This window comes from Reyranella sp. (genome assembly GCF_036558665.1).
Classification (GTDB): Bacteria; Pseudomonadota; Alphaproteobacteria; order Reyranellales; family Reyranellaceae; genus Reyranella.
On sequence record NZ_DATBFE010000057.1, the window covers coordinates 126134 to 140878 of the forward strand.

The following is a 14745-nucleotide window of genomic DNA, read 5'->3' on the forward strand; positions in this document are numbered from 1 at the left end:
TCAGCTCGCCGCCACGTCGCCAACCACGCGTACGCGGACACGCACCGAATTGCCCGGCAGGTAGGCGAGCGGCATGTCCTCGCTCTCGATGGTCTTGAGCGTCGCCCGCTCGGCGCCGGCGGCGACTGCGCGGTCGTTGGCAATACCTTGCGCCGCTGACAGCGCCTCGGGGCGCGACAGGTCCTTGAAGATCTGGTCGCACTCGCCCGACACCTGGGCGATGGCCGCGCCGACCGCATTGGCGCAGTCGCCATGTTCCACGTGGATCACCTGGGACACGCCCGGAAGCCTTTCCGGGATCAGGAACGCCCCGCCGCCGACAGCAATCAAAGGGACGTCGCCTGCTTCCGTCTTCATGCGGTCGATCGCCTCCTCGGCAAGCCGCGCGGCCTCGGCGAGCACCTTCTGGCAAAGGTCGGCATCGAGATGGGCGACCTTTGCCCTGTCGCCCAAGGCCAGCGTCCCGGCGGCGATGGCGATGTCGGTGGTGGTGAGCTGCCTGCCGCCGAAGGCAATGCCTTCCTTCAGCAGGCGATACCCGACCGATACCGGGCCGACTTTCAGCGGGTCGAGCTCGACATGGCTGCCGCCGCCGAGCCCGATCGACAGCAGGTCGGGCATGCGGAAGAGCGTGCGCACGCCGCCCACCTTCACAACCGAGTTGGCCTCGCGTGGAAAGCCGTGCTTGAGCTGACCGACGTCGGTGGTCGTGCCGCCGACATCGATCACCATGGCGTCCTGCAGGCCCGAGAGATAGGCGGCACCGCGCATGGAGTTCGTCGCGCCCGAGGCGAAACTGTAGACGGGCAGCCGCCGCGCCTGGCTTGCCTCGGCCACCGTGCCATCGTTCTGGGTGATGAAGAGCGGCGCGGCGATACCGGAATCCCGGATCGCCTTCTCGAAGGCCGCAATCGTGTCCCGCGCCAGGTCGGCAAGTGCGGCGTTCAGGAGACCGGCGTTCTCGCGCTCCAGGAGGCCGATGCGACCGAGATCGGACGAGCAGGTGATCGTGGCATCGGGCATCACCTTGGCCACCAACTCGGCCGCTCGCCGCTCGTGCGACGGATCGAGCGGGGAAAAGATCGCCGAGATGCCGACCGACTTCAGGCCGGCGGCCTTCATCTCCTGGACGGCCTTGGTCACGGCCGCCTCGTCGAGCGGCATGAAGGGCCGGCCGTCATATTCGTGGCCGCCTTCCACCATCCAGACCCCGCCGCGCACGAGCGCCGCCAGATCCTCCGGCCAGTCGCAGAACGGCGGCAAGGAAGCCGAGGCGGGCATGCCGAGCCTGAGCGCGGCGACCCTGGTGAGATGCCGACGCTGCACCACGGCATTGATGAAATGCGTGGTCCCGATCATCACCCCGTCGATTCCCTTGCCCTTCAGCACGCCCGTCTCGCCGAGGCGCGCGAGCGACTCGAGGATGCCGGTGGTCACATCCTCGCTGGTCGGTGCCTTCACGGCGCGGATCACTCTGCCTTCTTCGATCAGGACGGCGTCCGTATTCGTCCCGCCCACGTCGATGCCGATGCGTCTCATGTCGAAAACACGCTCCTGAAGTCGAGGTCGTAGCCGAAGGCTCGCGGGCCGACATACTCCAGCCCCTTCGGCGACAGAAAGACCGGCGGCGGCGGCAACGCGATCACAGTCACGCGCTGACCGTAACGGATGGTCTCGCTGCCCACCGCCTCACCTGATACCGAGTCGAGGACGCAGATCAGGTCGGGCGTCATGGCGATCGGGTTCTCGTCCCGCAAGGCTACGATCCACTCGTTCTGGAAATTGATCGCCATCGTCGATCCTCTCCAGTCGTCGAGGCCGTCGAAGCGCACCACACCGCGCAGGAAGCCTTCGGTCGTGCGGCGCGCAACGTCGATCACCTTGCCCCTGTAGAGGAGCTTGCCCGGCTCGACCGAAAGGATGGCGGCGATGGGATCATCATGCTTTCGCTGCGCCTCGCGCACGGCACGGCCGATCGCGATCGCCTTGGTCGTCGTGCCGTGGATGCCCCATTTCTTCACTTCGGCGCCGGTGCGCGGCGGTTGACAGGTCGCGGCCACCGAACCGTACTCGACGCAGATCTTGCGCGCGACACGCTCGGCCCATTTCCAGCTCGGCACCTTCTTCACGATCGACTCGAGTCCGCGCACATCGACCGCGCTCAGCGGATAGGGCGTGAGACCGCCGACGGAGACCGAGGTCATCTGCGCCTCCGGATAGGCGCGGCCCATTGTGTCGGAATCGACCACCGGGCGCTTGAGGTGGGCCGCCGCCATCAGCGGCCGCACGCCGTTGGCGCCGCCGATCTCCATGCTCATCAGCGCCCTGAAACGGCGACCGACATGCTCTTCCATCACGCTGACCGCGCGGGCAAGCGTCAGGCTGTCGGTCAGCCGCTCCTGGCCGACCAGCGGCGCACCCATGTTCGCGACCGTGCCGATCCAGTCGTTATCGGCGAGCTCCGACGCATCGATCAGCTGCACGCGATGGCCCTCGCGGTAGAGGGCGCGCATATTGAGCAGTGGCAGGTAGGGATTGCCGCCGCCGCCCGTGCCCAGCACCCAGGCTCCTACCGCAAGCGATTCGATGTCGTCGGCGGTGATCTCGCGCAAGCTCACGCGAAGACGCTCTTGAAGTCGATGTCATAGCCGAAGGCGCGCGGGCCGACGTGCTGCAGCCCCTTCTCCGACAGGAACACCGGCGGCGGCGGCAGCACGATCACGGTGACGCGCTGGCCGTAGCGGATGGTCTCCGTGCCGACCGCTTCGCCGGCGATCGAATCGAGCACGCAGATCAGATCCGGCGACATCGCGACCGGCTTGCCGTCGCGCCACGCCACGATCCACTCGTTCTGGAATGCGATCTCCAGCGTCGATCCGCGATCGTCGTCCATGCCGTCGAACTTCGTCCTGCCACGCAGGAACCCTTCGGTAGCCCGGCGTTCGACATCGACGACCTTGCCCCTGAACAGGATCCTGCCGGGCTCGACGCCCAGGATCGCCGCGACCGGATCCTCGTGCTTGCGCTGCGCCTCGCGTACGGCGTGGCCGATCGCGATCGCCTTGGTCGTGGTGCCGTGGATGCCCCACTTCTTGACCTCGGCGCCGGTGCGCGGCGCCTTGCAGGTGGAAGCGATCGAGCCATATTCGACGCAGATCTTGCGGCTCACCCGCTCCATCCACTTCCAGGTCGGTACCTTCTCCACGACCGATTCCAGGCCGCGCACATCGACGCTGGTCAGCGGACAGGGCCTGAGGTCCCCGACCGCCACGGAGGTCATCTGCGCCTCCGGATAGGCGCGGCCCATCATGTCGGAATCGATCACCGGTCGCGCGAGGTGCGCCGCCGCCATGAACGGCTGGATCGAATTGCCGCCGCCGATCTCGAGCGCCATGATGCCGCGGAAGCTATGGCCGGTATGGCGCTCCATCAGATCGACGGCGCGGGCGATGGTGCGGCTGTCCGTCAGCCGTTCCTGACCGACAAGCGGCGCTCCCATATTGGAGACGGCAGCGACCCAATCGTCGTCCGCCAGTTCCTCCGCCGGCAGGAGCTGCACACGAAAGCCTTCCCTGTAGAGCGTGCGCATGTTGAGCAGGCCGAGATACGGACTGCCGCCACCGCCGGTGCCAAGCACCCAGGCCCCCACGGCCAACGATTCGATGTCATCAAGCGTAATGTCGCGTAGCGGCATGGCGTTTGCCAACTCCCTCAGCGCCTTCTATGTAGCCGGCTGCTTGTCGCCTGACAAAGGAACCACTTCCAGGGAGACCGTACGCAAATGCCCGAGTCCATCAAGCTGGCCGCTTTTTGCGGCAGCCTGCGCAAAGGATCGTTCAACCGCATGGCGCTGAATGCCTTCATCGAACGCGCACCGAAGGACGTCACCGTCGAGACCATCGAGATCGGCGACTGGCCGCTTTACAACGCCGACGTCCAGGCCCAGGGCTTCCCGGACAAGGTGCAGGCGGCGCAGAAGACGATGCTGGCGGCCGACGGTCTCCTCCTGGTCACTCCGGAGTACAACTACGGCATCTCGGGCGTGCTGAAGAACGCCATCGACTGGCTGTCGCGCATGACGCCGCAGCCCTTCGCCGGCAAGACGGTCGGCATGCTCGGTGCTTCCGGCGGCCTGCTCGGCACAGCGCGGGCGCAGTATCAGCTTCGTCAGACGCTGGTATTCCTCGACGGCCGGCCGATCAACAAGCCCGAAGTCATGATCGGCCAGGCGCAGAACAAATTCGTCGACGGCAAGCTCAACGACGAAGCCACCGGAAAGATGCTCGTCGATCTCGGTGTCGCGCTGGCGCTTGCCATCCGCCAATCGAAAGCAGCTGCCAGCGTGAAGTGACCCAGAACATCTACGACAACGCGAGCTTCTTCGCCGGCTACAGCGCCCTGCCGCGCTCGGTCCAGGGATTGGCCGGCGCGCCGGAATGGCCGAGCCTGCAGGCCATGCTGCCCGACCTTCGCGGTCGACGCGTGGTCGATCTTGGCTGCGGCTTCGGCTGGTTCTGCCGCTTCGCTCGCGAAGCGGGCGCCGCCGGGGTGCTGGGCATCGATGTTTCGGAAAACATGCTGGCGCGGGCGCGGGAGATGACCTCGGATCCGGCGATCGTCTATCGCCAGGCTGACCTCGAGGGGCTGGACTTGCCGGAAGGCACGTTCGATCTCGTCTACAGCTCCCTCACCCTGCACTATCTTCGGAGGCTTCCGGCGCTGATTGCGCAAGTTCATCAGGCGCTGGTGCCACAAGGACGATTCGTGTTCTCGGTTGAGCATCCAATCATGACCGCGCCGAGCCAGCAAGGCTGGAGAACAGAGGGAGGCCGTCAAGTCTGGCCGGTCGATCGCTATCTCGACGAGGGTCCACGCACGACCGATTGGCTCGCAAAGGGTGTCGTCAAGCAGCATCGCACGATGGCGACCTATCTCAACCAGCTGCTGCAGCAGGGCTTCGCTCTTCTGCGTGTCGAGGAATGGGCGCCGACCGACGATCAGATCGCCGAGCATCCGGAATGGGCCAGCGAGCGCGAGCGACCGCCCTTCCTGCTGGTCTCGGCGCGGCGTTAGGCCGGGCTGGTGCGGACATGCTCGGGCCGCACGCCTACACCCAAGAGCCGGGCCGGCAACCGGCGCAGCAGCGGGAACCATGCCATCAAACGCATGAAGAGCGGCACTTCCATCCTGCCGTCACGGCTCGCCAGCGATGGCGCGATCACGCGCTTTTGCAGGAACACCTGCATGGCCTGCGTTGCACGGGCGGGAAACAGCCGTCGCCCCTGAACCGCGGCCAGATCGGCGTCCCTCAGGCGACGCTCGCGCAGCGGCCCGGCCAGGATGTTGGAGGCAGCGACGGCATCCTGGATCGCGATGTTGATGCCGACACCACCGATCGGCGACATGGTGTGGGCGGCATCGCCGATGCAGAGCACGCCCGGCTTCCACCAGGTGCGCAGGCGATCGACGCCGACGGTGAGCAGCTTGAGGTCGTCCATGCTCCTGAGCTCGCCGACACGATCGGCGAAGGCCGGCATCAGACGGCTCACGGTCTCCCGCACTTTCTCGATACCCTCGGCTCGCACCTTCTCGGCCGAGCCTTTGGAAATGACGTAGGCGCACTGCCAGTAGTCGCCGCGATCGAGCAGGACCAGAATGCTGCCGACATCGAATCGTCCCACCAGCTCCATCGGGTCCCCGTCGCGATGAGGAAGTCGGAACCAGAGCACGTCCATCGGCGCGCCGATATCCTCGACCTGCAGGCCGGCCGCCGTCCGCACGATCGAATGCCGGCCGTCGGCACCCACTACCAGATCGCCACGGATCTCGTGCTCCGTGCCGTTCACCGTCGCTCGGACGCCGACGACCCGGTCCTCTTGCTCGATCAGGGCGTGCGCCTCCGCATTCATCAGAAGTTTGAAACCACGATACTGCTTGCCTCGCTCGGCCAGGAAGTCGAGGAAGTCCCACTGCGGCATCATCGCGATGTATGGCGTCCGCAGTCGCAGGCCACTGAAGTCGGCAATGTGCACCGATTTGTCGCCGAACTGCGCCGCGAAGTGCGACAGCTTCTGATGCGGAAGCTTAAGGAAATCATCGAGCAGCCCGAGCTCGTCCATGACGTTCAGCGTCGAGGGATGGACGGTGTCGCCGCGGAAGTCGCGCAGGAAGTCGCCGTGCTTCTCCAGCACCACTGTATCGACGCCGGCGCGCGCCAGCAGGAACCCCAGCATCATGCCGGCCGGACCGCCACCCACGATGCAGCACTGCAGCTTCATTCCAGCAATTCCCGAAGCACGCGCCCGGTCGCGGTTATGGCGAGCAGCGTCGGAACGCCGAGCGCCGGCTTCACCTGCTCCTTGATGGCGGGCGTGTAGCTCATGCAATCCATGGCGACGAGGTCCGGCTTCCGAACGGCCAGTCTTTGCGCAGCCGCGGCTGCTTCACGGGCATCGGCGCTCGGCGCCAGCGCCTCCGCCACGACCTCCAGTCCGGGCCGCGCCCATTTGGAGCTGAGCTTCTCGGTTTGCTCGGCGAGCGGAATCAGAAGACCCAACCGGCCCTTGGGCAGCAGCGCGGTGGCAAGGCCGTTCAGGACACGCGACGGGAAGAGGACGCCCTCGTCACCGGTCATGGGTGGAAAATCGCCGGTGCAGGCATAGACGATCGCATCGCACCCGTCGTCCCGCAGCCTGGCCAAGGTTTCAGGCGAGCGCGCGATCACCGCTTTCTTGGAAATCTTGACGTCGCGGTCGCCGCGCAGACGCGTATACAGGGTGTCGCTGCCGCTCTCGGGCTGGAGCGTGTCGACTTCGGCGTCGCTCAGTCCGTCGAGTGCCCCGCGCAACAAGACTTTCGTGCCTGCGGGCGCATGCCGGGCAAACAGCGATGCGATATCGTCGCGTGGCGCCTGTCCGATGGTAATGATGCCGAGAGTTCGACCCATACCGCCCTCCCTACGATTCCAACGGCACCGCGTCGGTGTCGTTCCAGGCAAGCCCCACTGCATCGCCGGGTGATCGGGGGCTTCGTTCGCCGGAATGCGTCTCGCGGGCAAGATAGGTTCGGCCGCCCGCGCTCACACGATAAAGCGTGGCGCCGCCGAGGAAGTTCGCGGTCTCGACCGTACCCTTGAGCCGCGCTTCGGCGGCCGGCACCAGCCGGACCTTCTCGGGCCGGAGCGCGCAAGGACGCGAACCGTCCTCGAGAAGATTGATCTCGCCGATGAAGTCGGCGACGAAACGCGTACGCGGACGCTCGTAGATCTCCGTCGGCGCCCCCACCTGCTCGACCCGGCCCTTGTTCATCACGGCGATGCGGTCGCTCATGGCGAGCGCCTCTTCCTGGTCGTGCGTCACGAACACCAGCGTGACGCCCAACCTTCTCTGCAGCTCCTTGAGCTCGAACTGCATCTGCTGACGCAGCTTGCGGTCGAGCGCACCCAGCGGTTCGTCGCACAGAAGTACACGCGGCTCGATCACCAAGGCTCTGGCCAGGGCGACGCGCTGCTGCTGGCCGCCGGAAAGTTGACCGGGTCGCCGTTCCTCGAAGCCCGTCAGCGCCACCTGCGCCAGTGCAGCCGCGACGCGCTTGGCGATCTCGGGCCTGGGTACGTCGCGCATGCGCAAGCCGAAGGCCACGTTTTCGGCCACCGTGCGGTGGGGGAAGAGGGCGTAGGACTGGAACACCATGCCCATGTCGCGCCGATGTACGGGCACATCGGTGATGTCCTGGCTGCCGACGTGAACCCGGCCGGAGTCCGGCGTTTCGAAGCCCGCTATCACGCGCAGGGAGGTGGTCTTGCCGCAGCCGGAGGGACCCAGTAGCGAAAAGAACTCGCCTGCCTTGATGTCCAGGGTGACTCCGTCGACGGCAACGACCCTGCCGTCGAACGTCTTGGTGACGCGTTGGAGCTTGATGGCGGCGGAAGTCATTGACGCACCTTGTCATCCCGAGGCCGAAGGCCGAGGGACCTTTCCTGTGACTCTAAAGGTCCCTCGCTGCGCTCGGGATGACACCTCCGATCAGCCTTTGAGAATCTTCGTGACGCGTGCGTCGATGTCGTCCTTGCGGGCGTTGTACCATTTCCAGTCGGGCTGGATCAGGGTGGCGACCTTCTCGGGCGTCGTCAGAAGCTTGGCGTCGTACTTGGCCTCGAGCTTCACCTTCTTGTTGGCGGGAGAGTACCAGACGCCTTCGGCCAGGAGTTTTTGCACGTCCGGCCGCAGCATGTAGTCGATATAGGCAAAGGCCAGTTCCTTCACCTTGGAACCCGGCGTCACGTTCAGCACCTGCTCAAGGGCCATCACGCCCTCCGCCGGACTCGCAAAATCGACGGGCTGGTTCTGGCCGTCATAGCGATAGACGCCGGAATCGTGGATCACACCCTCCGTCACCTCGCCCGACAGCAGCATCTTTTCCATCTGACCGGTGAAATCGACTAGCTTGATGGGCTTGAGCTGCTCCAGTGCCTTGTAGGCGGCATCGAGATCCTGCAATCCCTTGCCGTAGACCTTGCCGAGCATCATGAGATGGCACTGGCCGAGGCTGTTGACCGGAATGAGATAGCCGCCGCGGGCGCCGGCGAGCTTCGGATCCGCCAGGTCCTTCCACGACTTGGGCGGCGTGATGCCCTTGTCGGTCCGGTAGCCGAGCCCGATCGCGCTGGTGAAGATCGACACGCCGACGATCTTGTCGCTCACGGCATAGGGATAGACGTCGGCAACGTTCGGCACTTCCTTGGCCGTGATCTTGTCCATCACCAGCCCGTCGACGACGGCGAGCCACTGCTCGTTGGAGTTGGTGTGCAGCACGTCGTAGAGCGGATCGTTCTTGGGGCTGACCTGCAGCTTCGGAACGTAGGGGAAGGCCTGGTCGGCCGAGACGGTGCAGCCATGTTCCTTCTCGAAGGCCGGCAGGACCGTCGCCTTCATGATGTCGCCCCATTTGCCGCCCCAGGTGGTGATCTTGAGCGTCTTGGTCTGGGCGTGAAGGATGGCGGGCGCACCGAGCGTTGCGAAAGCGGCCAGGCCGGTGCCGCTGCGAAGCACCGCCCGTCTTGAAACCGGATGGCGTGGGCTCATGGTCGAAGTCTCCTGTTTGTCCTTCAGAGCTTAACGTAGGCCTTGAGGCCGATCAGCCTTTCCAGCGTCAGCACCACGGCCAGCGCCAGCAGGATCGAGACCATCGACGCTGCGGCGATGGCCCCGTCGAGGTCGAACTTCATGTAGTTGAATAGCACCACTGGCAACGTCTCGCCCTTGGGAACCACCAGAAAAAGCGAGACCGGGAACTGGTCGAACGAGACGATGAAGGCGAAGACGCCGCCCGCGAAGACTCCGGGCTGGATCAGCGGCAAGGTGACTTCGAAGAAGACGCGGGACGGGCTCGCCCCCAGTACCGATGCCGCCTCCTCGATGCGCCGGTCGAAATTGTACAGAACGGCGAGAGTCGTGCGCAGGACGTAAGGCACCGCGATCAGGGTATGCGCCATGATGAGGCCCCAGATCGGCCGGCCGATGCCCGCGAGCAGGTAGCCCTGAAACAGCGCCAGGCCGGTCAGGATCGCCGGCAGCATCAGAGGCGACATGAAGAAGGCGGTGAGAAAGGTTCGACCCGGCAGATCGCCGCGCGCCAGGGCAAGCGCACAGGCGCCGCCTATCACGATCGAGAGGACCAGCACGCAGGCTGCGATCCAGAGGGAAAGCCAGAGCGACCGCATGAAGTCGCCGGTCTCGAAAAACTTGTCGAACCAATGCAGGGTGATCCCGACCGGGGGGAAAGAGATGTAGGGTGTCGGATTGAGCGCGAAGACGAAGATGATCGCGATCGGCGCGAGCAGGAAGACCAGCAACAAGAGATTGAGGCCGAGATAAGCCGCCTTGCCCGGATCGAACGGCCGCCTGTTCAGCACCACGCTCATGCCAGCCCCTGCTCGCCGGCAAAGCGCGCCAGGATGCGGTTGTAGGCGATCACGATCGCCAGCGAAACGGCGAGCAGGATCACGCCCAGCGCGCCGGCAAAGCCGGGGTTGAAGCTGGTGCCGACCTGTTGGGCGATCAGCATAGGCAGGGTGAGCACGTTCGTTCCGCCCATCAAGGATGGCGTGACATAGGCGCTGATCGACAGCGCGAAGACCAGCAGGGAGCCCGCCAGGATGCCGGGCAGGCTGAGCGGCAGGGTCACCTCGACGAAGGCCCGCACACGGCCCGCGCCCAGGCTGCGCGCCGCCTGCTCCAGCCGCTCGTCGATCCGGCCGATCACGCCGATCAGTGTCAGCACCATGAACGGCACATAGATATGGACCAGCGCCACCACCGTACCGAACTCGTTGTACATCAGCGGCAGCGGCTTGCCGATCACCCCCCAGGAGATCAGCGTGGTGTTGATGACGCCCTTGTCCTGCAGGATCGTCATCCAGGCGAAGGTGCGCACGACGATCCCCGTGAGCAGCGGCGTGATCACCGCCATCAGCGCAAGCGCATGACCCAGGCGCGACTGCATGCGCGCCATCCAGTGCGCAAGCGGGTAGCCGATCAGCAGAGAGATGACGGTCGTGATCAGGCCGATGCGCAGGGTCTCCCACAGCGCGTCATGAAAGATGCCCGCCGAATCCTCGATGAAGCGCTGATAGTGGCGCGTCGTCACAAGTGCGTTGGGATTGCTGATCGGGTTCGATGAAAAGAACGACATCGCCACCATGACGGCGAAGGGCAGGATGAAGAACAGCGTGAACAGCAGCAGCGCCGGCGCGATGAACCAGGCGATCGGCGACGGGCGCCGGGAGGCGATGACAGGCATGCTTTGGCCATCGTGGCGCAAGCCGACGCTCCGGTCCACGGCACAAGGAGGTCCTGAGGCGGGCCGTCCTCAAGCTGGAGTGAAGTAAGGGAGCGTCACGTCCTCGGTCACCGGCTCGAAGGCCAGGCGTACCGGGGCGCCGATCTTCAGTGCGCGCTCGGCCATGCCGCGCATCGGCGCGTTCATCCGCACGCCGGCCTCCATATCGACCAGTGCCACGACGTAGGGCGTCATCGACTTGAAGAAAAAATTGAACGGGTGATGGCAAACGGTCCAGCTGTGGATGCGGCCATCGAGCGGGGCCTCGCGCCACGCGCTTTCCATCGAAAAGCAATGCGGGCAGACGGGACGCGGATAGTGCCGCACCTGTCCGCATCGCGCGCAGTGCTGAAGCATGAGACGGCCCTCACGTAAACCATCCCAGTAGGGCTGGCTCTCGCGAGTCGGCATCGGCAGCGGCCGTTCGGGAATCGGTGGAGTCGTGGCGCTCATGCGGCCCTCCGCAGGATCGCGACCGAGCCGTCTCCCATGTCGCCATATCCGGTGACGAGCCCCAGCTCGGCCTCTTCTACCTGCGCCTTGCCCGCCTCGCGGCGGAGTTGGCGGGTCAGTTCGATCACATGGTTGAGGCCGACGACGTGGCCCTGGCTGAGCAGGCCGCCATGGGTGTTGATCGGCAGATCGCCGCCCAGCGCAATGCGTCCGTCCATGACGAACGGCCCGCCCTCACCCTTCCTGCAGAAGCCCAAAAGCTCGAGCTGGTTGATCACGGTGAAGGTGAAGCAGTCATAGATCTCGGCCACGTCGATGTCGTTCGGCCCGACGCCGGCCATGCCATAGGCGCGCGGTGCGGCCTTGGCCAAACCGAATTCCAGCAGGTCCGGTCGCTGGGCAATCGACGCCGGCGATTCGGGATGGCCCTCGGCCACACCCATGATCGTGATCAGCGGTTTCTTCAGATCGCGCGCCCGTTCGCTCGCAGTCACGATCACCGCCGCGCCACCGTCGCTCTCCAGGCTGCAATCGAACAGGCGGAACGGATCGGAGATCATGCGCGAGGCCTGATGCTCCTCCACGGTGAGAGGTTTGTTCATCACCACGTTGCCGTTCAACATCGCGTGCCGGCGCGTCACCACGGCGACTTCTGCGAAATGCCGCGTCGTCGTGCCGTAGAGTTCCATATGACGGCGCGCGCCCTGGGCATAGAGCTGCGCCGGCGCGAACATGCCGATCGGAGCCTCGAACTCGGCGGCCAGCGCAAATTGCGGGAACTGTTGCAGGCGCGTGCTGACCCGGGCGCCAGAGTAGCCGGTGCGACCGACGGAGATCAGGACGTTCCGGCAAACACCGGTCGCCACCGCCATGGCTGCGGTCTGCAGCGCCGCCACGCACGTCGCGCCGCCCATCGGGATGAAGGCCGACAAGGCAAGATCGGGCAGGCCGAGATTGGCGATGAAATCCTCCGCGATGCCGCCACCCGGGAAATAAGGAATCACACCATCGATATCGCGCGGGCTGAGTCCCGCATCGTCGATCGCCTTGAGACTCGCCTCGAGCTGCAGGGCAAGACCGCTCTTGGTCGTGCCGCGCGTATAGGCTGTTTCGCCGATGCCGCTGATGGCAGCCTTGTCGCGGAGCGCATGCGCCATGCTTCCCTCCTCCACGGCCATCGTGCCCTTCCCTCGATGAAACGGGAAGGGCTAAGCTCCGGCCAGCGAAGGGGGATCAATGGTCAACGAAGAGTTGCTTGCTTTATCCGCCGTGGAGCTGCGCCGGCGCATTGGCACGAAGGAAATTTCGCCGGTCGAACTGCTGGAAGCGAGCCTCCAGCGCATCAAGAGACTCAATCCCGCCGTCAATGCCGTGACAGCGATGTGCATCGAGCGCGCGCGCAAGGAAGCGAAGGCCGCGGAGACGGCGGTCCGCCGCGGCGAGGACCTGCCGCTGCTGCATGGTTTGCCCATCGGCATCAAGGATCTCGAGGAGACCAGGGACCTTCTGACGACCTACGGCTCGCCGCTCTATCGCGACTTCGTGCCGGGCTGGGACAACGTGATGGTAGCGCGCGTGCGCGCTGCCGGGGCGGTCGTGGTGGGCAAGACCAACGTTCCGGAATTCGGCGCCGGCTCCAACAGCCGCAATCCCGTATGGGGCGCCACAGGCAATCCCTTCAATCCGGCGCTCAATGCCGGGGGCTCGTCGGGCGGCTCGGCGGCGGCACTTGCCACCGGCATGTTGCCGGTCTGCACGGGCTCCGACACGGGCGGCTCGTTGCGCAATCCAGCGGCTTACTGCGGCATCGTAGGCTTCCGACCCTCGCCCGGCATGGTTGCCGTCGAGCGACGCGCGATGGGCTGGACGCCGATCTCGGTACTGGGCCCGATGGCTCGCACGGTGGCCGACACGTGCCTGCTCTTCGCGACGCAAATCGGCCAGCACGACACCGATCCGTTGTCCTTTCCCATCGAAGGCGCAGCCTTCGCCGAGCCGTGGCCGGTCGATCTCGGCAGCTTGCGCGTGGCCTGGACCGAGGACTTCGGGACCGCTCCGGTCGAGAAGGGAATCCGCGCGACGATGCGCAAGAAGATCAAGGCCATGAAGCATCTGTTCCGGCGCCTGGACAAGGTCGACATCGATCTGGGCGATACCGACCGTTGCTTCGACGTCATCCGCGCCGTGAGCTTCGTGTCGCGCTATCGCGACGCCTACGAGCACAACAAGGACCTTCTCGGCCCCAACATCCGCGCCAACTACGAGATCGGCGCCAACATGAGCCTGGCCGATTTTGCCTGGGCGCATGCCGAGCAGACGCGGATCTTCCGCAAATTCCAGGAGCTCTATCGCAACTACGATCTCGTTCTCAGTCCGACCGTCGGTTTCTCGCCGTTTCCATGGAAGCAACTCTATATCGACCACATGGACGGCAAGAGGTTGCGCAATTACTACCACTGGATGGCGTCGGTCTACGTCATCTCGCTGGCGACCAATCCCGCGGTGTCCCTGCCGTGCGGCACCGACCATAAGAGGATGCCGTTCGGCCTCCAGGTAATCGGACGCTTCCGCGGCGATGGTCATGTGCTCGGCGCAGCGCACGCGATGGAGCAGGCATTCAACGGCATCCCCGAGCTCAGGCGCCCGCTGCCGAATCTGAGAAAGCTCGGGAAGCCCGTGCCGGCCTTGAAATCGATCGTCACCCATCCGCCCAAGCTGAACGCCAAGCCGACCCGCGGACCCGCGCCGGCCGCCCTCTAGGCAGGCCTTCGTCCCGCGATGTCGACCCGTTGACGGCGGCCTTTATCAAACCTTTGTAAAGCCCCCGAGCCGCCACCGTCGCTTTCGTTATCTCTTTGGCAAGCCCCACCATGGGCCGCCCAAGGAGGCGATCATGCGCAACCTCAAGCTGATCATCGGCGCCTGCCTGCTGATCTCGACCGCCGGCTGCGCCTACTACGACGGCTACGGCTACCCCAACAGCTACTACTACGGCCGTCCGACCTACTACGGCTATGGCTACAGGCCATACGGTTACCAATCCTACGGGTACGCGTATCGGCCGTACGGCTATCGCTACTACGACTATGGCTTCTGGCAGGATCGTCGGGCTGACGGACATGGGTAGAAGCGTACGACGCGGGACGCTCCCGAACCGTCCGCCTTCAACATAACCCGGTTGCGCCGCCGCGTCGCCATTGTCGCTGCCGTAAATGCCTGACGGGAAGGTCGCCCTGACAAGGGCCTTCTCCGGAGGCGAACATGGGCAAGGCAAGCGGGCTGGTTGCGATGGGGCTTCTGCTCTCTACGGCGGGCTGCGCCGGCGCCGGCGTTGGCTATCCGGCGTACGGCTATGGCTATGGCAGCCCCGGCTACAACGGCGGCTACTACAACAGCTCCTACAGCCAACCGCCCTACTATCGTCCGGCGCCGGTCAACAACTACTACACGACC

At 65.2% G+C, this 14745-nt stretch carries 15 protein-coding genes and 1 pseudogene; 5 read left to right on the plus strand and 11 right to left on the minus strand.

What is annotated here, in order from left to right; genetic code table 11:
• The 3 genes from VH499_RS08525 to VH499_RS08535 are packed head-to-tail and all read right to left on the minus strand — an operon-like array spanning position 1 to position 3694.
• Positions 1 to 1539, minus strand: a complete 1539-nt coding sequence (locus tag VH499_RS08525) for a hydantoinase/oxoprolinase family protein (RefSeq protein WP_332052281.1) — start codon at positions 1537 to 1539, stop codon at positions 1 to 3.
• Positions 1536 to 2618, minus strand: a complete 1083-nt coding sequence (locus tag VH499_RS08530; protein ID WP_332052282.1) for a DUF917 domain-containing protein — start codon at positions 2616 to 2618, stop codon at positions 1536 to 1538. The genes VH499_RS08525 and VH499_RS08530 overlap by 4 nt, the downstream gene beginning before the upstream one ends.
• Positions 2615 to 3694 (minus strand): DUF917 domain-containing protein, encoded by a 1080-nt coding sequence (locus VH499_RS08535; RefSeq protein WP_332052283.1) that lies wholly within the window; start codon positions 3692 to 3694, stop codon positions 2615 to 2617. Before VH499_RS08535 ends, VH499_RS08530 begins: the two co-directional genes overlap by 4 nt.
• An 87-nt stretch (positions 3695 to 3781) precedes the next feature.
• Between VH499_RS08535 and VH499_RS08540 the strand changes: the two genes are divergently transcribed.
• Positions 3782 to 4351 (plus strand): NAD(P)H-dependent oxidoreductase, encoded by a 570-nt coding sequence (locus VH499_RS08540; RefSeq protein ID WP_332052284.1) that lies wholly within the window; start codon positions 3782 to 3784, stop codon positions 4349 to 4351.
• Complete coding sequence (locus VH499_RS08545) at positions 4348 to 5073, plus strand: class I SAM-dependent methyltransferase (RefSeq protein ID WP_332052285.1); 726 nt, start codon at positions 4348 to 4350, stop codon at positions 5071 to 5073. Before VH499_RS08540 ends, VH499_RS08545 begins: the two co-directional genes overlap by 4 nt.
• On the opposite strand, the gene VH499_RS08550 is transcribed toward VH499_RS08545, so the two are convergent.
• The 8 genes from VH499_RS08550 to VH499_RS08585 form a co-directional block, all read right to left on the minus strand.
• Positions 5070 to 6278 carry an FAD-dependent oxidoreductase gene (locus tag VH499_RS08550; protein WP_332052286.1) on the minus strand — a complete coding sequence of 403 codons (1209 nt, stop codon included), beginning with the start codon at positions 6276 to 6278 and terminating at the stop codon, positions 5070 to 5072. The two genes, VH499_RS08545 and VH499_RS08550, sit on opposite strands and share 4 nt — an antisense overlap.
• Positions 6275 to 6946, minus strand: a complete 672-nt coding sequence (locus VH499_RS08555) for an AroM family protein (RefSeq protein ID WP_332052287.1) — start codon at positions 6944 to 6946, stop codon at positions 6275 to 6277. The genes VH499_RS08550 and VH499_RS08555 overlap by 4 nt, the downstream gene beginning before the upstream one ends.
• Before the next feature lie 10 nt (positions 6947 to 6956).
• Positions 6957 to 7934, minus strand: coding sequence for an ABC transporter ATP-binding protein (locus VH499_RS08560; protein WP_332052288.1), 978 nt, complete (start codon positions 7932 to 7934; stop codon positions 6957 to 6959).
• A gap of 90 nt (positions 7935 to 8024) precedes the next feature.
• Positions 8025 to 9083, minus strand: a complete 1059-nt coding sequence (locus tag VH499_RS08565; protein WP_332052289.1) for an extracellular solute-binding protein — start codon at positions 9081 to 9083, stop codon at positions 8025 to 8027.
• A 23-nt stretch (positions 9084 to 9106) separates the two neighbouring features.
• Positions 9107 to 9922 carry an ABC transporter permease gene (locus VH499_RS08570; protein WP_332052290.1) on the minus strand — a complete coding sequence of 272 codons (816 nt, stop codon included), beginning with the start codon at positions 9920 to 9922 and terminating at the stop codon, positions 9107 to 9109.
• Positions 9919 to 10800 (minus strand): ABC transporter permease, encoded by an 882-nt coding sequence (locus VH499_RS08575; protein WP_332052291.1) that lies wholly within the window; start codon positions 10798 to 10800, stop codon positions 9919 to 9921. The genes VH499_RS08570 and VH499_RS08575 overlap by 4 nt, the downstream gene beginning before the upstream one ends.
• Positions 10801 to 10869: 69 nt before the next feature.
• The gene (locus tag VH499_RS08580; RefSeq protein ID WP_332052292.1) at positions 10870 to 11292 is read right to left on the minus strand and encodes a Zn-ribbon domain-containing OB-fold protein; all 423 of its coding nucleotides are present in this window, start codon (positions 11290 to 11292) and stop codon (positions 10870 to 10872) included.
• Complete coding sequence (locus VH499_RS08585; protein WP_332052293.1) at positions 11289 to 12449, minus strand: thiolase family protein; 1161 nt, start codon at positions 12447 to 12449, stop codon at positions 11289 to 11291. The genes VH499_RS08580 and VH499_RS08585 overlap by 4 nt, the downstream gene beginning before the upstream one ends.
• Before the next feature lie 79 nt (positions 12450 to 12528).
• On the opposite strand from VH499_RS08585, the gene VH499_RS08590 reads away from it, so the two are divergent.
• The 3 genes and pseudogenes from VH499_RS08590 to VH499_RS08600 form a co-directional block, all read left to right on the plus strand.
• Positions 12529 to 14052, plus strand: a complete 1524-nt coding sequence (locus tag VH499_RS08590; RefSeq protein ID WP_332052294.1) for an amidase — start codon at positions 12529 to 12531, stop codon at positions 14050 to 14052.
• 133 nt (positions 14053 to 14185) lie between these two features.
• The gene (locus tag VH499_RS08595) at positions 14186 to 14419 is read left to right on the plus strand and encodes a hypothetical protein (RefSeq protein ID WP_332052295.1); all 234 of its coding nucleotides are present in this window, start codon (positions 14186 to 14188) and stop codon (positions 14417 to 14419) included.
• Between the two features lie 134 nt (positions 14420 to 14553).
• Positions 14554 to 14745: pseudogene (locus VH499_RS08600) on the plus strand (hypothetical protein); the annotation flags it as partial.